Annotated in this window: 10 protein-coding genes; 2 read left to right on the plus strand and 8 right to left on the minus strand. The window is 72.8% G+C overall.

From position 1 onward, the window contains the following. Positions 1-11: 11 nt before the first annotated feature. The 8 genes from ACFY1J_RS23785 to ACFY1J_RS23820 form a co-directional block, all read right to left on the minus strand. The gene (locus tag ACFY1J_RS23785) at positions 12-6392 is read right to left on the minus strand and encodes a DUF4157 domain-containing protein (RefSeq protein WP_390710512.1); all 6381 of its coding nucleotides are present in this window, start codon (positions 6390-6392) and stop codon (positions 12-14) included. Further along, a complete protein-coding gene (locus tag ACFY1J_RS23790) occupies positions 6389-6673 on the minus strand; it encodes a hypothetical protein (RefSeq protein ID WP_390710511.1) in 285 nt (94 codons plus the stop codon). Before ACFY1J_RS23790 ends, ACFY1J_RS23785 begins: the two co-directional genes overlap by 4 nt. After that, positions 6664-8739, minus strand: coding sequence for an ATP-binding protein (locus ACFY1J_RS23795; RefSeq protein ID WP_390710510.1), 2076 nt, complete (start codon positions 8737-8739; stop codon positions 6664-6666). The genes ACFY1J_RS23790 and ACFY1J_RS23795 overlap by 10 nt, the downstream gene beginning before the upstream one ends. Positions 8740-8773: 34 nt before the next feature. Further along, on the minus strand, positions 8774-9742 hold the full coding sequence (locus ACFY1J_RS23800; protein ID WP_390731824.1) for a Pvc16 family protein: 969 nt from the start codon (positions 9740-9742) through the stop codon (positions 8774-8776). Positions 9743-9803: 61 nt separating this feature from the next. Beyond that, positions 9804-10544 carry a hypothetical protein gene (locus tag ACFY1J_RS23805; RefSeq protein ID WP_390710508.1) on the minus strand — a complete coding sequence of 247 codons (741 nt, stop codon included), beginning with the start codon at positions 10542-10544 and terminating at the stop codon, positions 9804-9806. Continuing rightward, positions 10537-11265: a hypothetical protein gene (locus ACFY1J_RS23810; protein ID WP_390710507.1), complete on the minus strand. Its 729-nt coding sequence runs from the start codon at positions 11263-11265 to the stop codon at positions 10537-10539. The genes ACFY1J_RS23805 and ACFY1J_RS23810 overlap by 8 nt, the downstream gene beginning before the upstream one ends. 32 nt (positions 11266-11297) lie before the next feature. Next, complete coding sequence (locus tag ACFY1J_RS23815; RefSeq protein WP_004003113.1) at positions 11298-11822, minus strand: phage tail protein; 525 nt, start codon at positions 11820-11822, stop codon at positions 11298-11300. A gap of 33 nt (positions 11823-11855) precedes the next feature. Then, positions 11856-13715, minus strand: a complete 1860-nt coding sequence (locus ACFY1J_RS23820) for a phage tail sheath family protein (protein ID WP_390710506.1) — start codon at positions 13713-13715, stop codon at positions 11856-11858. 596 nt (positions 13716-14311) lie between these two features. On the opposite strand from ACFY1J_RS23820, the gene ACFY1J_RS23825 reads away from it, so the two are divergent. Both ACFY1J_RS23825 and ACFY1J_RS23830 read left to right on the plus strand, forming a co-directional pair. Continuing rightward, on the plus strand, positions 14312-15166 hold the full coding sequence (locus ACFY1J_RS23825) for a DUF4132 domain-containing protein (RefSeq protein ID WP_390710505.1): 855 nt from the start codon (positions 14312-14314) through the stop codon (positions 15164-15166). Beyond that, positions 15163-20232 carry a hypothetical protein gene (locus tag ACFY1J_RS23830; RefSeq protein WP_390731825.1) on the plus strand — a complete coding sequence of 1690 codons (5070 nt, stop codon included), beginning with the start codon at positions 15163-15165 and terminating at the stop codon, positions 20230-20232. The genes ACFY1J_RS23825 and ACFY1J_RS23830 overlap by 4 nt, the downstream gene beginning before the upstream one ends. Positions 20233-20252: the final 20 nt, after the last annotated feature.

Raw genomic sequence — 20252 nt, forward strand, 5'->3', positions numbered from 1 at the left:
ATTCTCCGGGGTCAGTTGTAGCGAAGTTCGTTCTGGCGGTTTTCCAGTTTTTGCAGGTCGTCTTTGAAGCTGGTGAGCTGACCCGCGGGTAGGGACCTCTTGTATTTCGTCATACTCAGTCCGAGGTCCACGAAGTCGCGATAGGGCGCCCGCAGAACGACTGCCTTCGCGAACACCGGAGTCACACCAAACTTTCGGACGATCCGCGCCGGACTTCGGCCGTTGATGTTGAATTTCGCATAGCGGCCCGGCTTCTCGATGTTGTCGCGCTCGTAGGACATCTTGGTCGGTTTTCTGACCCACGTCCTGTTCTTGACCTCGTAGCCACCCCACCTCATTCCGATGAACTTCGGGTAGGGGTAGTCCGGGTTGGCCCGGTCATCCGAATGGAACGCGACGTCGACCTTGTACCAGATCATGTCCTCGTTCTTGTCGACCACGACGGCGCGGTGAGCCGGAAGTTCCAGCCGGAACGCGAACTTGGTGTTCACTTCCGAACCGGGCGCCGGCACCAGGTTGGACCCCTTTGCGGGGCCCTCGAGCCGTTCGGTGAGGAGGTGCATTCGCACCCAGGTGTTGTCGGTGCTCGGCAGCGTGTCCCAGCCGAGAGGGTTGCCCGAACGAGCCTGGGTGGAGATCTCGCCTCGCTTGATGTTCTTGTTGATGCCTGTGACCTCGAAGCCACGACCCCGGATCCCATCCTGGAACTTCGGCATGATGGTCTCCAGCAACGGCGGCTTGTCGTCGGGGAACTCGCGCTGTTCCAGGAGGTACGCAAGCCGCTCCATCTGGGTGTGCAGCCGGTTGCGCACGGACATGACCCGCTGGTACTCAGCGCGCGTCACGGTCGGAGGGAGCAGCTTCTGTGTCTCGGTCACATGCAGCAAAGCGCCTTCCGCCTGGATCCGGATCGCTTCTTGGGTTCGGCCTCGCGGCGTGTCCTGGATCGGTTTGATGTCCTTCGCCCAGGCCGCCAGATAGGAGCGGATCGCAGCCGGATTGCTGCGCACCATCAGTTCGGCGCCACGCCCACGGCCTCGGTACAGCAGGGTGTGCAGTTCACCCTGCTGGTCGTGGAACCGGACCTTGGGCATCTCGTAGCCGCGTGTCTGGTCCTGCTGCTTGTCCCGGTTCCGCCGGTCCCGCTCGCGCTTCTGCCGCCCGAGCAGCCGGTCCTTCATCCGCTGCCACTTCTCCCGCAGCCGCTTCGCCAGGTTGCGGAGCCTGTTGCGCAGGTCTCGGGCCTTGCCGAGCAGGGCGCGGGAGGCGCGGCGGACCTTGGCGAGGGCCTTGCTGACGGCGTTTTTGACACGCTGGAGCGGGCGGCGGCGGTTCGGGGTCTTCGTGTGGTCCTTGTGGTCCCGGTCCTTGCCGGTGCGGTCGCGCTTGGGGTCGCGGTCCGGTTTGCGGAGGTCGGGGCGGTGCTTGTCGCCCGGCCGGCCGGTGTCGGGGTGCTTCCCGTCCGGGTGCTTGGTTCCGGGCCTGGACTTGTCCGGGGTCTTGTCGCCGGGTCGGCGGCCGTCGGGGCGGCGAGTGGAGGGGCGTTCGGGGCCGCGGTCCCCGGGGCGGGTGGGTGACGGTCGGGACGGGGACTTCGCGTCGTGGGCCGCATCCTTCACGCCCCGGTTGGCGGAGTTGACGTAGCGGCCGTCCCTGCGGCGGTCCTCGTCGTCCCGCTTCTCCTTGGGCTTCGAGGACGGCGGTTCGGGCTTCCGGCCGGGTGTGGGCGCAGGGTCGGGACGGTTCGGCTTGGGAGCGGCCGTCCGCGCGGCCGGGTCGTCCTTCCGGGGCTGCTGGGCGTCCTTCTTCGGGGCATGCTCGCCACCGGACCCCGACTTCCCGCCACCCCCGGGTCGGCCCTTGCCGAACAGCTTCCCGGCGCGCTCCCTGAGCGTGCGGGCCACCTTGCCGAGGTACTTGCCGATGCCGGCGACCAGCCACTGGTAGATCAGTTCCAGCAGGGCCACGACACCGGAGGCCACCGCCTTGGCGAACGGCAACGCGCCCTGGCCGCTCTTGACGGACTTCAGGAAGTTCATGAACAGGCCGAACGCCCGCAGGACCGAACTCAGCGCCTCGTACGCCGTCTTGAGCGCGTCGATGACGGCCATCACCCAGCCGGCACCAGGGATCAGCTTCGCGACCACCTTGGTCACGATCAGCTCGCCGATGATCATGGGGAGTTGGGGGACGACCTCGTCCCAGGCCATCTTGGCCATCTCCTCCTTGGAGACGCCCCCGCTGATCAGCCGGTTGAACATCTCCATCGGGATGCCGATGAGCTGCTGGATCTTCTGGTTGAACCACTCCCGGACGGCGGCCTTGATCTCCGTGAACAGGTGTTCCTTGGCGCCGACGACCGCGGCGTCCTTGGCCTTGCCCAGCCAGCCCCCCGGGTCGGACAGGATGTCCGTCGCGATGGCCGCCCATTCGCCCAGGCTGTTCAGGATCGCCGAGCCCAGCTCCATGGCCTTGACCGTGACCGTCTCCGCGAGGTTCACGGCGGCCAGCAGTCCCTGTTCCATGAGGTCGAGGCCGGCCAGCAGCATGCCGCCGAACGCGTCGATCAGGGTGCCGGCGATCTTCTTGAGCTTGTCCGCGGCCTCGTTGACCTTCCGGACGGCGGCGTCGCGCAGTCCGTTGATGGTCCGACGCCACTTGGCCTGCATCGCCGGATAGTCCTTGAGCAGGTCGTCACCGAGCCGGATCAGCTCGTCCGCGAAGGCGTTGATCTGGTCGATGACCCACTTGCGGGCGTCGTCGATGAACTTGAAGACCTGCTTCTTGAAGTCGTCGATGACGCCCTTGACGTAGTTGCGGGCCTTCTCGAAGACGTCCTTGATGGCCTGCTTGAGCTTCTTGAACTGGTCCTTGATCCAGTTCAGGCCCTTCTCGAACCAGTTCCCGGAGTCCTTCTTCCCGTCGTCCCGCTTCTGCTGAACGTCCTTCTCGGACCCCGTGCGCTGGTCGTCGATCTTCTTCTGGTCGTCCTTGGTCCGCTGATCGACGTCCTGATCGGTCTTGTCCTGCTTGTCCTTGATGTCCTTGCGGACCTTGGTGAACTTCTTGCTCTTCTTGCCGTCGACCTCGCTGAGCTTGTCGTCCTGCTCCTTGCGCCAGCTGTCCCGGGAGCCGGCGATGTCGGAACGGCCCTGGCCGCGGGCGTCCGCCTGGTCCTTGGCGTTGGCGTCCACCTCGCGCCGTACGTCCCGCTCGTACTGGCTGCGGTCCTGCCGGGCCTTGTCGTCCTTCTCCTTGCGCGCGGTGGTCATCTTCTGCCGCGCCTGCCCGAAGGCCTGCTTGATCTGGGGGCCCTGCTCGTGCTCGGCGACGGCCGAGACCGCCTCGGGGGGCAGGCCGGCGCCGGGACTGCCGGGCGGCCCGCCGTCGGCGCCGGGCTGCGCCTTGCCGCCGCCGAGTTTCGCGGTGAGGGTCTCCTTGGGCACGTCCGGGTAGATCTGGTCCTCGCCCATCGGGCGGGCCGCGTCGTCGCGGCCGGACTCGTGCAGTTCGGCGCTCTTGTCGTCGAGCAGCCGGCTCTGCTTGTCCGTGCGCTCCGGGTCGGAGTCGTCCTTCAGCGGCAGCTTGGGCGCGTCACCGACCTTGGCGCCCTGAAGTCCCTTGTCGGTGGTGGGCAGATCGTTGATCGAGTCGGTGAGCTTGTGGAGCGGCAGCAGATGGGACAGCAGCTTCCGTGCGAGCGCGCCGCCGATCGCGATGGTGATGTCCCACCAGCCCGGCTCCTTCATGTTCGCGCCGGGCAACTCGCCTTCGGGGGTCTTCTCCCCCTGGATCTGAGGGGTGTTGCCCTGCGCCGCCTGCGTCTCGCGGACCTGCTCCGAGGTGTAGGCGCCCGGCTCGCCGGGCTTCGGTCCGCCGTGCACGGTCGTGGGCGAGCCGACGGGCCGCGCCATGCTGGGCGGGGCGTCCTTCAGGGAGCCTCGCTCCTTGTCCACCGAACGGCCGACGGCCGTGTCGACGCCCTTGAGAGCGGTGAGCGCCAGGTGTGGCTGGAGGCTCTCGGCCACGGCGAGACCGGCCTCGGGGGTGGCGTTGCCGACATCGGCAGCGGCGGCCTGCTTCTTGGTCTTGTCGGCGGTGCCTCCCGCGCGACCGCCGCCCCCTCCGCCCGGAGCACGGCTCCCGCCGCTCCTTCCCCTGGGGGCCGCCGCCTTGGCGACGACGGGCGTGTCATCGTCCTGGCGTGCGGGCTCGTGCCGCGGCGGGACCTCGGTCCGCGGCGTCGCCGACTCCACCTCGACGGCCTGGTCACCGACACCGGTGTCGCCGCCGGCCGCCGGGCCGGGGGAGCTCGCGACGGCCGGAGCCGGTGAACTCGCCACTGCCTCCGGAGCCTTCTTCGGTGCGGGAGCCGTGGAACCACCGCTCGTGGTGCCGCCGCCTCCGGAGGGGCTGCCCGTCTCCTGGCCCCGGGCGTCCTCGTCCGCACGGGCCAGCTTCCCCGGTGCGCCCGCCGTACCCTCGGCGGTGCCGTCGGAACCGCCCCCGCCCGCCCGCTCGTTGGCACGGCGCGTCTCGGCCGCCAGGTCGCGGTCCTCCGCTCGGTCGGCCCGGTCGGCCCGGTCGGCCCGGTCGGCGCCGTCGTCGTCCGCGTCCGGGCCCGCGACGGGTTCCGGACGGTCGGCCGTCTCGCTCTCCGGGTCGGGGCCGACCTGCTGGTCGGCAGGCTCGTCCGCCGCCTCGGGCACGTCGTCGGCGGTGTCCTCCTGCGGGCCGTCCTCCTCCAGGGTGGAGGCGAGTTCCTCGGCCTCATCCGCGGTCACACGGGGCTCGGGCGGACGGCTGCGCGCGCCGTTCTCCGCGTCGGCGGCCGAAGTCCCGCCCGGGGCTGCCGCGTTGACCGTGCTGGTGTCGCCCGAGAGCGGCGCGGTGTCCTCCTCGGGTCGGGGACTGCGTTCCGGCTCCGCGTCGGCCTCGTCCTCGGACTCGTCGAGGAGGTTCTCCAGCTCGGCGAGGGCCTCTGCCGCACCGCTCTCGTCCAGGCCCAGCGGCTCGTCGTCGGGGTCCTGATCGGTGCCGGGCGCCGCCTCCTCCTCGGCCGGGGTACGGGTGTCGTCCCGTTCGGCCGCGCTCCTGTCCACCGGTTCCGGCCGTACCGCGCCGACCGGACGAGCCGGTGAATCCTTGGCGGCGGCGCGGGCGGGCGCCGCCGGGGTCTGCGACTCCCGCGACCCCGAACCGGCGTCCTTCCCGGGCGCGGCGGACCGTCCCCGGGCATCGCCGCCCCCGTCCTGTTGGGCGGCATCGGCCGAACCGTCCGCCACCTGAGGGGGCTTGGCCTCCTGGGAGTCCGTCGAGGAAGAGGCAGACGCTGCGGACGCGGCAAGGGACGCGCCCGGCTCCGGGACCGTCCCGGCATCGGGGCCGGCCGCGGGGGAGGCACCGGCGCTCCCGTCCTTCCTCGCCTGCTCGAAGGCCCCCGGGTCCTCGGCCTTGCGCCGCTGAGCCTCCGCGATCCGCTCGTCCTCCAGCTGCTCGGCGCTCTCCAGCCGCGCCTGCCATGCGGACTCGGCGCTCTCGCGGTCCTGCTCCAGCTCCTCGGCCGCGTCCGGCAAGGCGTGCGGAGCCGTGCCCGCCTCCAAGGGAAGCGGGCCCTCCTCGACCTCGTCGACCAGGTCGAGCAGCCGGTCGTGATCCGGGGTGGGCAGCCGGATCTCCAGTCGGTCGAGGACCAGGTCCTGCAGATCGGGAGACATCCGCCCCAGGTGCTGGCGTACCCGCCCGGAGGCGTCCTCGGGGTCGCCGCGCAGGGACCGCAGGACGTCGTTGGCCAGACGGTCCACCAGCGTTTCCGGGTCGACGCGCTCGGCACGCGTACGGTCCGCGTGGACGGTCGCGTAGCGCAGCCAGCCGGGGGTCGCCTGCCCCTGCTCCACCTGCGGTGCGGAATCGGCGGCCGGCGCGGGCTCGGGTCGTACGAGATCCTGCGCCGCCGACTCCGCCTCCCGCTCGATCGCCTGCTGCGGCATGCTCACCGCGCCCGGCTCCCGCCCCGCCCGCAACGCCCCCAGCCCATGCGGGTTCTGCACGGTGTGCAGCAGCTCATGGGCGAGCAGCCGGCGGCCCTCGTCGGTGCCGGGTTTGAAGGCGCCGTCGCGGAAGAGGATGTCCTGGCCGACGGCGACCGCGTCCGCCCCGAGCAGTTCCGCCAGCTGTGCGGCGTCGCGGCCGGTGTGCAGCCGTACGCGGCCGAGGTCGTGGCCGAGTTGTTCCTCCAGCTCGCGGCGGACGCCGGGGTCGAGCGGCTGGCCCGCGCCGCTGACGATGTTCTTCGGTTCGGGGGCGCGGGACTTGGCGGCCCGCTCCTTGCGCTTGCGACGGCGCTGTTCGGCGGCCTGCTCCGAACCGGCCTGCTGCGCCTGTGAGGTCACGGGGTCACCTCCCCGTGGCCGCTGAGTCCCTGGTGCACCGCGCGCGCCAGCTCCTGGCCGAGCCGTCGTGCGGACAGCCCGGCGGGCAGCGGGGGAAGACCGGTCAGCGCGTCGACGGTCACGGTGCCGTTCGCCGCCAGGGGGACGCCCTGTTCCCGGACCAGCCGGGCCAACTCGCCCTCGAAAGCGGCCGAGACCCGGTCCGGATCCACCCGGAAGCCGTCGAGGACGAGTTCGCCGATCTCCACGCGGATCGCCGAGGGCTGCCTGTTCACACCCATCCGCGCACCTCCGAGGGTGTCAGCGAGCGCTCCAGTTTGAGGTACTCGGTGCGGGCGGCCGCGAGCATGTGCCGCATCTGCAGCCGGTCGCCCTCCTCGGCCGCCAGGAACGCACCGGACAGGGCGATGTTACGGATCGAGCCGCCGGCCACGGCGAGCCGGGCGAGGAGGGCGTGGTCGATGTCCTTGACCGGGGCCTGTGGTGGCAGCACGCGGCGCCAGATCTCGGCGCGTTCGTGCTCGGCCGGGAAGGGGAAGTCGACGACGAAGCGGATGCGCCGCAGGAAGGCGGTGTCCAGGGCCTGCTTCATGTTGGTGGTGAGGATGGCGAGGCCCCGGTAGGCCTCCATGCGCATGAGCAGATAGCTGACTTCGAGGTTGGCGTACCGGTCGTGGCTGTCCTTGACCTCGCTGCGCTTGCCGAAGAGGGCGTCCGCCTCGTCGAACAGGAGCAGCGCACCGCCGCGTTCGGCGGCGTCGAAGACCCGCCGGAGGTTCTTCTCGGTCTCGCCGATGTACTTGCTGACGACCTGGGAGAGGTCGACGACGAACAGGTCGAGGCCCAGCTCGCGCGCCATGACCTCGGCGGCGAGCGTCTTGCCGGTGCCGGAGCCGCCCGCGAACAGGGCGGTGACGCCGAGGCCGCGGCGCAGGGTCGCGGCGAAGCCCCATTCCTGGTGGACGGTGGCGCGTTGCCGCACGTGGGCGACGATCTCCCGCAGTACGGCCGTCTGCCGCTCGTGCAGCACCAGATCGCCCCAGCCGGCCTGCGGCTCGATCCGGCGGCCCAACTCGTCCATGCCGATCCGGGCCTCGTCGAGACCGGAGCGCCAGGCAAGGGCGGCGGCGTCGAGTTCGTCCTCGTACGGCAGCCGGCGGCGCACGGTGGCCGCCACGGAACCGACGACGTGCGGCGGCAACTGGAACTGCGCCACCAGTGACCGCAGTTCGCTCTCCTCCAGGTCGGCGACCTCCTCGAACGCATCGGCCCACAGGGCGAGTTGCTCGTCGTCATCGAGCCGGGGCACGGCCACGCGGACGGCGTGCGGGCGCTCGGTGCGCAGCGGGTCCTCGCTCGACACGACGACCGGTACGGCGGCACCGGCCAGGAAGGCCTCGACGGCCGCCCGCTGATCGCGGTCCAGCTCGCCCACCTCTACGAGGAGCACGGCGGGCAGCAGGATCGCCTCCCGCTGCCACAGCCGGGCCAGCCGGTCGCGCTCGGCGGGATCGGTCGGGATGTCCTCGGCGTTCATCGCGTACAGCCCGAGCCCCGACCGGGCGGCCGCCGCGGCGGCGAGGTCGGCGCGGCTGCGCAGGTCGCCGCCGGTGACCTCGACGAGCAGGGGTGCGCCCGGAGCGCGGCCGCCCTCGGTCCAGCCCTCGGCGAGCCGGCTCGCGGCGAGGTCGTACGACGGTGGCAGTGCGTCCGGCACCGGGGTGCGGCGCACCTGCCCGTGCAGCCGGGCGTCCAGGTGGGGCGAGCCCAGCAGGAAGTGCAGGATGCGCTCGTCCAGCCGTAGCCGGGAGGTGGTCAGCCGTGTCTCGTCCTCCAGTTCGACGATCCGCCAGCGCCTGAGCGGCGCCACGGGTGTGAGCGCGCTCCAGTGCGGACCGTCAAGCGCGGCCAGGGCGAGCGAGAAGGTGGGGTGGGCCCGCCCCGGGTCACCGGCGGCCGCGGCGCACCGGGCACCGGCCGTGGGCTCCAACTCGTAGGCGGCGGTGAGCAGAACGAGGTCACGCTCGAAAGGGGTGAGCCCGAAACAGGTGACGAGGGCGTCGAGCAGGGCGGGGGCCGGGACGGCGGGCACGACGGCGTTCTGGCGCACACCACCGGCACGGCGCCGGACACCGGCGGGGGCACCGGATGCGTCGTCCGGTGCGTCCGCGTCGGATCCGCCGGTCGCTTCGGCCACGGAACCGGCACCCACGCCGGCCGCCGCGTCCGGTGCGGTGGTGGCGCGTGCCGCGTGGGTGTCGACGCATGCCAGGACGCGGCGGATCCCGGCGCTCAGCGCCGCGCTGCCGTCGCCCGTCTCCGCGGTGCTCGCCTCGTATGTCCCCATGTGCTCACCTGCCCCCGTCGGCCCCAACGTCGCCTCAGTTCTCCGTGTCCTCGTCGCCGCCCGTGCCCGCTGCGGAGCCCGGGTCCGTGGGCTCGGCGGGCGGCGCGCTCTCGGTCGTCCGCACCGTCTTCGCCGTCTTCGCGGACTTCACGGCCTTCGCGGTCTTCGCCTGCTTCGTCGCGGCCTTGACCGGCGGCACCGCCGCCTTGCGCGGACGCGCCGGCGCCTTGGCCGCGGACCTGGCCACGGCCTTCGCCGGTGCCTTCGCGGCCTTCCCCGCGTCGGTCGCCCCGGCGTCCGGCCCATCCGCGTCACCCGACCCGTCCGGCCCGTCCGAACCGCCGGAGGGCTCGTCGGTACGCGGCCCGGGCCCCGGAGGGACCGGCGCGCCCGGCGCACCGAACGGCAGCACCCGGACCTCGGACCGTTCCACCCGCTTCGCCGGGACGGGCGTCTCGCGGCCGTCGATGAAGACGAGGGAGGCCTGGTAGACCACCGACAGCGCGTAGGGGGTCTGGTAGAGCATCCCCCACAGCTTCGACGTCTCGTCGACGTCCATCACCATCGGCGTGAACCGCACCCGCTGCGCCGCCTCCGCGAGATTGCTGCCCGTCAAGTAGGGGCGCTCACCGGCGAGTTCGATGATGTCCCGGGGCAGGATCGGCGTCTCGTGCAGGGTGCGCACCACGGAGCCGATGAGCCGCTGCCCGACCAGCTCGGTCTCGTCGCCGTACGCGCTGATCACATAGTGCAGGTCGAGCGCGGCACTGGCCCGGCGCACCAGCGTGCCGTCGGACGCGCGCGTCGGCAGGTCGTTGTTGCGCTGCGAGGTGTTGGGCGTGACCTGGTACAGGAACACGGAGATGGTGGGGTCCGCCGGCGGTTCGGCGGGCGGCTTGCGCGGCTCCACCTTGACGCCCATGTCGATCTCCGGCCGCAGATGGGACTCGATCAGCAGGGCGAGGGCCTGGCTGACATGGGCGATGGCGAGTGCGTTGCTCATGACGTCAGTTCCTCGGTTCCTCTCGTGTTGCCGGTCCTGCCGTTGTCACTGCCGGTGCGGCTCACTCGCGCCCCCGGGACAAGTAGTCCGCCAGGCTCACGGCGGCCCCCGGCCGCTCGCCGCGCCGCGCCGGCTGCCGTGCCCCGGTGCCCGGCCGGCCGGCCGTCACCTCCAGGCGCCCGATCTGTACCTGCACCACCTGCTCGGGTGTCCGCGCCGGCCGTCGGGCGGCGGCCAGCCGGACGGCGTCGCGGGCCGCCGCCGTGTCCGCGGCGGTGGGGCGTGGTGCCGCGGACACGACGGTGGGGGGAGCGGCGTCCGTGCCCAGGGGGATGGGCGCGGACGCCGCGGGCCGGTCCACGCCCGGTTCCGGGCGGCCTCGCCCGGACGTGCGCGGCCCGGTCCGGGGCGTCGACAGCGGTCCCGGCGCCAGGGGCGCGACGGGACGCAGCAGCGGCGTCTGTGCCGCGAGGGGCGAGGCGGGGCGCGCCTGGGGCTCGGCGGGGGCGCGCTCTGTGTGTACGACGGTCCGCTCCCGTTCCGTGTGCCGCCGGACCTCGGCGGCTGCCGGGCGCGGCGCGTCCCGGTCCGGTACGGCAGTCGGCAGGGCGGACGGCCCAGTCACCGGGTCGGTGGCGTCGGGGTCCGCGGTCCGGGACCGTACCGCCTCCACCCGCTCGAACGGTCCGGGCAGCCGGGGTCGTACCCGGACCGTGTCCGGTCGTGGGGCGGCGTGCCGGGCGATCAGCCGGTCGAGGAAGTCGGGCTCCGCCGGCGGCGCCCCCGAGGAGGAGTCAGACATCCGCACACAGCTCCAGGTAGTAGCGGCGCCGCAGCGGGCTGAGCGCCAGGATCTCCGGCTCGCTCCAGCCGTAGGCGGTGGCGAGCAGGTGGACGTCGAGGAGCACGTCCCGTGCCCAGGCGTCCAGTTCGGTCCACAGGTAGGAGGCGATGTCGAGTTCGGCGCGGGTGGCCGCGCCGCACTCGGGGCAGCCGACGTTGAGCGTCACGTCGGCGCCCGGGTCGGCCGCCTCGACGGCATCGGCGATCCGCCGCTGCACCGGCGCCGGAAGGGCGTCGGCGGTCACGGCGCTCCCGTCGCGGACCGCCGAGACCAGACAGCGGGCGAGCAGCGCGGCGCGCGGGTCGGCGGCCCGGGCCGCCGCCGTCAGGTCGGCGGGGGCGGGGAGCCGGAACGCGAGGTCCCAGCCGTCCTCCGACAGCCGGACGACCGACTCCCCCGCCGCGACCAGTGACTTGGCGAACTCCCCGGCGTCCAGGTCGAACTCCATGTCCGCACCGCACGCGTGGCACTCCATCCGTACCTGCATGCGCTCGCCGAACAGCGCCCGGCGCAGTGCGAACAGGTCGGACTCGCGTTCGCCCACCGGCACCGTCGGCAGTGCGGCGGGGTCGAGGTCCGGACGCGCCGTGCCGTGCAGCAGCACTGCGCGTCCGGCGGGCGCCTCGGCGAGTCCCGCCTCCCAGGTGGCCAGCAGCCCGGCCGCCCCGGTGATCGCCATGTCTCCCCCCGATTTCCTCGACTACCGCCGCCTCACGCCGGGTTGAGGAAGGAGGGCTCCTCGGGCTCGGGCACCTCGTAGTCCCGCTCCCAGCCCTCGCACTCCAGCTTCAGCGACTGGATGGCCACCGCGTTGGCGTTGGCGTCCAGTTCGCCGAGCACCTGGTACTCGCTGGGCCAGGTCCGGTACAGCTTGTGCGAGACGGCGACCTGGCCCGCCTCGTTGAGGACCTGGATGACGATGTCCTTGCGGAAGTCGGCGAGGGACACCTCGGAGCCGAGTCCGGCGCCGACCTGCCACACCTTGTTGGCCCAGCGGTCGAACTCGGGGTCGTGGGTGACGCCGCGCTCCAGGGTGATGCCCTCGAACTCGGAGCGTCCCGGCGACTTGCGCGGGGAGGACGGGTCTCCGCCGTGGCGGTGCTTGACGACCTCGGTGGTCCGCTTCAGCGGACTGATCTTGCTGATGCCGGCGACCGTACGACCGTCCCACAGGACCAGGAACTTGAAGTTCTTGTAGGGGTCGAAACGATGGGCGTTGACGGTGAACTCTGCCATCGGATTCCTTCAGTTCTCCAAGATTCCCGGGGCCTACAGCTCGAACTGCGCGGAGGTCTGCTGGATTTTGACGATCACGAACTCCGCCGGGCGGACCGGTGCGATGCCGACGAGGACGTTGACGACGCCGTTTGCGACGTCCTCGTCGGTCGTCGTGTCGCTGTCGCACTTGACGAAGTAGGCCTCGCGCGGGGTGCCGCCCTTGAAGGCGCCCTGCCGGAACAGCGTGTGCAGGAACGAGGAGGCGCTGAGCCGGATCTGCTGCCACAGGTTCTCGTCGTTGGGCTCGAACACCACCCACTGCAGGCCGCGTTGCAGGCTCTCCTCGACGTGCAGCGCGAGACGGCGCACGGGGACGTACTTCCACTCGCTGTCGAGCGCGTCGGACCCCTCCAGGGTGCGGGCGCCCCACACCAGCGGGCCGGTCATCGGGAAGGTGCGCAGGCAGTTGACGCCGAGCGGGTTGAGCAGTCCGGTCTCGCGGTCGGTCAGGTTGACCGTGAGCGAGTGGACGCCGGCGAGCCGGGCCTCGGTGCCGGCCGGTGCCTTCCACACGCCGCGCTCGGAGTCGGTGCGCGCGATGACGCCCGCGACGGCTCCCGAGGGCGGGAAGGAGCGCAGCCGCCCGGTGAGCGGGTCGGTGAGCTGGAGGTGCGGGAAGTACAGGCCGGCGTGGTTGCCGCGTACGGCGTCGAAGGCGGCGATTCCGGCGCGTGCCGTGTCCACGCTGACCCAGGTGCCGGGGGCGTCGACGAGCAGGAAGATCCGCCGCTCCTGGCACAGCCGCTGGGCGGCGGACACGACCGTGATCGCGTCCTCGGTCTTCTCGTACGCCGCCAGCTCGGGCAGGACGAGGAGGTTGACGTCGGCGACCCCGCGCAGCGCCTGGATGCCGGTCTTGTCGGCCTCGGAGCCGATGAGGTCGCGCGGTCCGGGGGCCTCGCCGTCCTCGCCGCCCTCCAGCGGGAAGACGGGCGGGTTGACGGAGGCCTCCAGGCCGAGGTCGTTGGCGCACTCGCCGAGGAAGCGGACGACGTCCTCGGGGTCGGTGGAGCCCGCGACGACCTGGATGCGCCGGCCGAAGGCGGTGACCTCCGCACCGGCGAAGGCGTGCTTGCCCGGGGCGTCCGGCAGCGCGCGCAGCTTGCGCTCCAGGAGCAGGGCCAACTCGGCCACGGTGCACGGGGCTTCGCCGTCGCGGTCGGGGTCGTAGAGCGTGAACTCGCGCTCCACGTCACCGATCTTGACGGTCAGGTCGACGGTGAGGTCGGGCAGTTCGTGCCCGAACGGCTTGGAGACCGTGCCGGACGGGTCGGGGCGGCCCTCGCCGACGACCTCGACGCGGATCAGCCGGGAGCCGGCGTTGATCACGGTCTGCGCGTAGCGGCCGTTGGACGGGTCCATGGACAGGCCGGTGAAGCTCTCCCGGGCGTCTCCCCTGGCGTCGTACACCCGCAGGTTGAACGTGTCGTCGGGGCACGGTGTGTCGTGGTCGACGGCGACGCGCAGCCCGTTGCCCCAGACACCGGGCTCCTTGGCGTGCACCTCCAGGACCCTGCTCTCGCTGTGGCCCTCGGTGGACTCCAGGGTGACGCAGGCGGCCTTGCCGCTGCCGGCCTTGGTGACCCGGACGATGACGGCGACGGTGCCGCCGTTGCCGAAGAACTGGTGCACCGCGTAGCCGACGGCGCTGCGGGCGCTCAGTCCGCCGAAGCGGCGCTCGAACTCCGCGAAGCTGGTGACGCGTACCGGCTCGTTCAGCGGACCTCGCCGGGTGTGGCCCACAAAGGCCGTCACCGACGTGGTCAGGGTCGAGATCGTGCGGGTGCTGCTGGGAAGCTCTTCGACGTAGACGCCGGGATACGTCGGCTTGGCGGCGCTCACCGCGCTCATCGGCTTTCCCCCTCCTATCCTGTCTCGGGCACCGGACGAAGACACCAAGAGACAGTTGGTGGAGGAATGTGTTCCGGATTCGGCGCGGCAAACGGCCCCGCGCGCAGGGCGACGGCGGCCGAACGCACCGCATCAGTTTCCCCCGTCAGCACCCGGTCCGGTCGGTGGTCCGGGTCAAGCAACGTGCTTGTGACTCCTGATGCTCAAGTGCTCAATCCACCTTGATGTGCGTGGAGTTGACGGAACAAGGCACCTTCCGGCCACCCCGGGAAAAGGTTTCGTGAAGGTCAACTCCCGGTATTCACACGCCACACCCGCGCGCCCTCGACAGCCGGTCCACAGCTTCTGCACAGAGGCCGTCCGCGCAGGAAGGCGGTCGGATCCCGGCGCTCCCGGGAACCCCGGAGGACACCGTGCCGACGGTGGCGCGCGGGCCCGCACACCATCTCCAGGCCTTCTCCAGTCGTACACAATCCACGGTGGCCGATTCCGCCGGGGTCACCTCCACGGACCGTCGCCTCCACCGACCCGGGGCATTGTCAGTGGCCTCCCCTACAGTTCCCGTCACTTGATCACTGCGGTGCGGGGAGGCACGTATGGGGTGGGTTCCGGCGGGCGACTACGAGGTCGCCCTCGACGACGGAAAGGTGGTGTGCCGCAACGCCGCCGGACGACGGCTGAAGTCCGTTCCGGCCAAACTCGCGGACGATCCCACGGTGACCGGGCTGCGGCAGCTCGCCGAGTGGCTGGAGCGGCACGACCGCCAGTGCCTGGCCGATGTCGAGCGGTGGATGGTGCGCTCGCTCCCGGTGCCGCTCGCCGTCCTCGCCGGGGTCTGGCCGGACCCCGCCTGGCGGTCCGCCCTGCGCGACGTCGTCGTCACGGGCGCCGACGGAGAGGTCGCCGGGTTCCTGAGGGACGCCGACCCCGAGCGCGGGCTCGGTCTGGTCGACCTCGACGGCGACACCGTGCGCATCACCCCCGACCTCGTCCGCATCCCGCACCCGGTGCTCCTCGACGACCTGGAGGAGCTGCGGGAGTTCGCCGTCGAACTCGGCGTCGAGCAGCGCGCCCAGCAGCTCTTCCGCGAGGTGTGGCACCGCCCGGCCGCGCTCGACGCCGAGGGCACACAGGTCGAAAAGTACGCGGGCGGGGCGTTCAAGGAGCTGCGGTTCCTGCACGGCAGGGCGGCGCAGCTGGGCTACCGCGTGCGCGGGGGACACGCCGTCTGCTCCGTGCTGGAGGACGGCCGCGGCACCGAGGCCCGCGTGTGGATCGGCGACTACGACGGCTACGAGGAGACGGAGACCGGTCCCCTCATGTGGACGGACTCCGCGGGCCGGGCGCTGAAGCTCGGTCAGGTCGGGCCGGTGGCCTGGTCGGAGGGCATGCGCATGGCGGCGGCGCTGTACGCGGGGCGGGACATCGAGGACGAGGAGCGGGCGGCATGACGACCACGACGACATACGACGGGACCACCGTGGCCGCGCTGCTCGACGCCGGCGCCGTCCTGCCGCCGGGCAGCACCTCCCGGGAGGACGCGGACGTCCTCACCGTGCGCACCTACACCCACCCGGCCCTGGCGGAGCGGAGTGTGGTCCGGCTGGTGCCCGGCACCCTCGGCGAGGCCGAGGACCTGGCCCTGGAGTTCCTCGGACTGGCCCGGGAACCAAAGACCCCCGAGGTCGGCCAGGTGCGCCGGGAGGCCCTGGGCTTTCCCGCCTGGGCGCTGGTCAACGACCCGGCCAACGGGCACCACGCGCTGGCCCTGGTCAAGGACGTCGAGCGGCTCGCCCGGCAGGCCAAGTCCCGTCCGGGCAACGCCAAGGACGGCTTCGAGGAGCTCGGCACCCGGCTCGGCCGCACCGTGCCGCACTTCCTGCCCACCTTCTACGAGCAGGCGGCCCGGGTCTTCCTCCAGCACGAGCACACCACGTACGCCGCCGCCTTCTTCGGCAAGGCGCGCGAGGCCGAGCGGGTGCACGCCCTCACCGTGGACGAGGAGCGGCAGCGCGCCGTGTTCCTGGAGTTCGCGTTCGCGGGCGCGCTGACGGTCAAGGCGCTCAAGGAGTATGTGAAGGACCTCGCCCGCCGCCTCGACCCCGCGACCGCATGGGCGCAGTTCCGGCAGCTGACGGTGGAGCGCTGCGCGGCGGGCATGCCGCCGTACGCCTCGCTGCCGCAGGACGCCCGGGGCCTGATCAAGGCGGCCGGTCTGGACCGGGTCACCGAGGAGTGCGGCCTCGTCGCCGACCTGATCGCCTCCCCCGCCGCCGTCCGGGCGCCCGCCTCCTTCTGGACCGCCTACCGCTCCGTCCTGCCGGACCTCGCGGAACGCCGGCCGGCCGTCCGGGCCCGGCTGCTGGAGATCATGCCGGCCGGGCTGGGCCGCGAGGTCGCGGACGACGAGTTCTGGCTGGCCCTGCTCGCGGAGTGCGGGGCCGAGCGGCTGCTGACGGACGGGGACGAGGTCGACGCCGCGGACTGGCTGAGCCGTTGGGCTCTGCACCGCAAGCACGGCGGGGCGGTCTCCAAGCGTTCCCCGGCCACGCTCGCGCTGGTCGCACGGATGGCGCCCCGGCTGCGGGCCGACGGCCGGGCGGTCGACCTCTTCACCGGCCGCTGGCGCGACGGTGCCGAGCTGGACCTGCTGGACCTGTGCGCGGCGGAGGACGTTCCGCTCACCCTTCCCGACGCCGGCGTGGACGTGCACCTGGGCCTCGACGGCTGGCTGCGCGGCTCCCGGGACGAGCGGCGCGACCTGGTCGCCACCGCGGCGGATCCGCGGCTGCACGCCCTGCTGTTCCAGGCGGTGGGCACCCTGGGCGACCACCGTTCGGCCACCGACCTGCTGAAGGCCGCCGAGCACCCCGTGCTCCGCGACGTACTGCGCGAGTGGCTGGAGGCCTCGGCCAAGGAGTTCGCCGGCTCGGTGGGCCTGCCCGGCGCCCGCACGGCACTGGAGCGGCTGCGCCCGTTCCGCGGTGTGGCCGCCGAGGTCGGTCCGCTCGCCGTCGCCGCGGTCGCGGAGCACCGGGTCGCGCCGCTGCTCGGCCGCACCCTGCGCGCGGGCATCCTGGACGAGCTGGGCTGGCCCGCTCTGGAGGAGGCCCTGCGGCTGCTCGACACCAAGCCCGAAAACGGCGAGGACAACACGCTGACCGTCACCGAGGCCTGGCCCGCGCTGATCCTCGCGCGCCCGCACAAGGCGGTCGTCGTCGGCCCGGACAAGATCCTGCTCGAACACGACCTGCGTCTCCCCGCGGACCTGGACCGCTGGCAGCGCCCCCGCTTCCGCTACACCGACGGCGAACTGCTCGTGATGTGGCGGCAGGGCAGCAAGCAGTCCGCCTACTGGTCCGCCCGGCCGACCGAGGTGTTCACCCTCGGCGGCGAGCAGATCCCCACCTGGTGGTCCGGCAACGACACCGGCACCCCGTCGATCCCGCTGCCCGGCGGCGGCCGCGCCACCGGCGGCCGGACCCTGCACGCCGGCGACACCGTCCTGCCGCCCACCCGGTCCGTGATCGGCGACGGCACGACGTACTGGCGCCAGGGCCGACAGGGCCGGCAGACGGTGTGGCTGGAGTACGACCCCGGCACGGGCACGCACGGACGTGCCTCGCTCCCCGCCTTCCTGCGGGCCGGCATCCGCGAGGACGCGTCCCTGCAGCTCGGCGGCTGCGAGGTCCTGCCCCTGCAACCCGGCCTGGAGCACAGCCCCTTCGGCACCGACGGCACGGTCCTCGGCCGCTGGGTGCGCCAGGAGGGGACGGACGCCGAGGCATGCATGGTCGCCGGTACCCCGGACGGCCGGACCGTCACGCTGCCGGTGGAGCGGGGCCGGGTGCGCGGTGTTCCGCTGGGCGCGCTGCGGCTGCCCGGCGGGGCCGAGCCGGTCGTCGCGCGCGTCAACATGCGGGTCTCCCTGTTCGCGGCCGACGACACCTCCTCCACCGGAGAGCTCGGCCGTGTGACGCCGCACGAGCGGGGTGGGGAGTTCGCCGCCGGCACCCGGTTCGTGCCCCCCATCGCCTTCTGGCACGCCCTGCGCACCCGCGACGAGCGGGGGTCGGCGGTGCTGCGCGCCCTCACCGACGAACGGGCGGCCGAGGTGCTGCGGGTCACCGCCGCGGCCCTGGCCGAACGGCAGGAGCGGATCGCCCGGGCGGGCGGCTCCGGCGCGACGGCGGCCGGCACGGCGGCGTCCGGCACGGCGGCGTCCGGCGCAGCGGCGGCCGGACAGAACCTCCACGGACGGACGGCCGGACAGGCCTCCGACGCCAAGCCGGCCGTACCGCCCGCGGACGAGGTCGCTCTGCGCGCCGTGCGCGACGCCCTGCCGGAACTCACCGACATGCGGCTCCTCATGGGCGTCGCCGCCCTGGTCCGCTCGGCGCTGCGCATCGCCGAGTCCGCCACCGCCTTCGTGACCCCGCCCCAGCAGCGGCCGCTCCAGCCCGCCAACCGCACCGACGGCATGTTCGCCGACTACAAGCCCCGGCACGGCGAGGACCGGACGCTGCACGACGCCACCACGGGCATCGCCGAGCTGAACGGCTGGTGGGGCGGCGAACGCTGGAGCGTGCTCCAGCAGATCCGCGCGGTGAACCACGTGCTCTTTGGCAAGCCCGCCGACGGCAAGCCGCTGCCCGGAGAGCGACTCGCCGTCCTCACCGACGGCTGGCGCAGCGACGAGCACACCGTCCCCGGCATCGGCATGGTGTGGCCGTCCGTGCTGAGCACGCTGCGCCCGCTCGCCTACCGGGCCGCCTCGCCCGCCCTGACCGACGACCAACGCGAGCCGCTGCTCCTGCTGTTCGAGGCGATCGCCGAAGGGCCGCTGGCGACCCCCGCGGGAACGCTCCGCGAGATCGTGCTCAGCGAACCGCACGACAGGCAGCAGCGTGCCGGTCAGGTGCTGCGCCGTGCCGGCCGTACCGTCGTGCTCCTAGGCTGCCAGAGCATCGACGGCCAACGGGAACGCGTCAACTGGCTGGCCCTGGACCACGATCCGTCCGGCGCGTTCGGCGCGGTCGCCCACTTCACGCTGGAGACCGAGACCAGGCACACCTCGGCGATCACCGCCGAGCGGCTCGCCGATGTCACCCGGCTGCTCCGGGACAAGGGCGCGGCCCCCTGGCGGCCCGAGGCACCCGAGGCGCTCGCCGCGGCGACGGGCGGCGGGCTGGGCCCGGTCCAGGCCACCGTGCTGCTCGCCGGACAGCCGCACGCGCCCGGCGCCGAGGGCCTGGTCACCATGGGACTCAAGCCGCGGCAGAGGGACTTCGGCAACGGCATGCTGGGCTCGGTGGACCGGCACGACCGGGCGGCGCTGCTCGGGGCCCTGCTGCCCGAGGACCCCGCCGACCTGTGGACGGCCGGACCGGACACGGCGGCCGCGGGACGGGTGTGGACCGAGCGGCTCGGCTCGTTCGTCCGGCTGCCCGAGGAGGTCGCCGCCGGCCTCTCCGGAATGTCCGTCGGCTCCGCCGAGGCCCTGCTCAACCCCGCGCGCACTCCTTGGCTCAGCCGCACCACGGTCCAACGCCCCGACAAGGACGGCAACCTCGTCGCGGCGGACCCCGCGGCGCTTCCCGGGCGGTACGACCTCACCCGTGCCGTCGACGCCCTGGCCCAGCTCGCCTACACCCTGCCGTACGGGCATCCCCTGCGTGCCGCCCTGCCGGACGGCCTGGCCGCCCTGCGCCGCCGCGTCGCCGACCCGGAACTGCTCGTCGACCTCGACATCGAGTGGACGGAGAAGGGCGGGCCGACCGCCGTCGAACTCCGCAAGGCGTACGGCCTGCCCGCCACCGGAGGCGCCGACGCGTACGGTTTCACCCGGCTCGGCGAGGCACTCGTGCTGCGTCCCTGGTACGGCGACACCGAGACGGTCCTGGTCCGCCCGGCCGGGCTCACCGGCCCGGACGACGCGGTCCTCGGGCTCGTCGAGGGCCTGGTGGCCCCGGCGCGCCGGGGCGGTGTGCGGGCGCTGCGGACCATCCTCGGCGACGACCTCGCCCGGGCCCTCGCGGCGGGCACGGACAGCGAGGGGCCCACGGGCCACGCCCAGGACGCGAGCACGAGCGTGCCTGCTCTCGTCACCGAGGTCGCCGCGGCCCACGGCCTGGGCGAGGACGCGGCGGCGCTCTACCTCCAGTTGCTGGCGCTGCCCGATCCGACGGACCGCAACTGCGCCCGCTGGACCGGCTGGAAGCCCGCCCGTATGAAGAAGGCCCGCGCCGAACTGGCCGCGACCGGCCTGGTCGTCGAGGCCAAGCGGCCGCGCGCCGGGCGCACCCTGTTCCTGCCCTGCGGCTGGTACGACCTCAAGGCCCCCGCGGTGCCGGTGGAGACCTGGAAGGAGGGCCTCTACCCGGTCACCGGCCGCGCCGTGCCGCTCCTTGCGGTGCCCGAGCTGTTCGCCCGCGCCTGGGACCGCGTCAGGGCGGGAGACGCTCCGGCGTACGAGGAACTCACCACCCGGACCGGCCGGAAGGGACGCCGCCGGTGACCGCGCCCCTTCACCCGCCG

It is taken from the genome of Streptomyces sp. NPDC001406 (genome assembly GCF_042895285.1).
Lineage (GTDB): Bacteria > Actinomycetota > Actinomycetes > Streptomycetales > Streptomycetaceae > Streptomyces.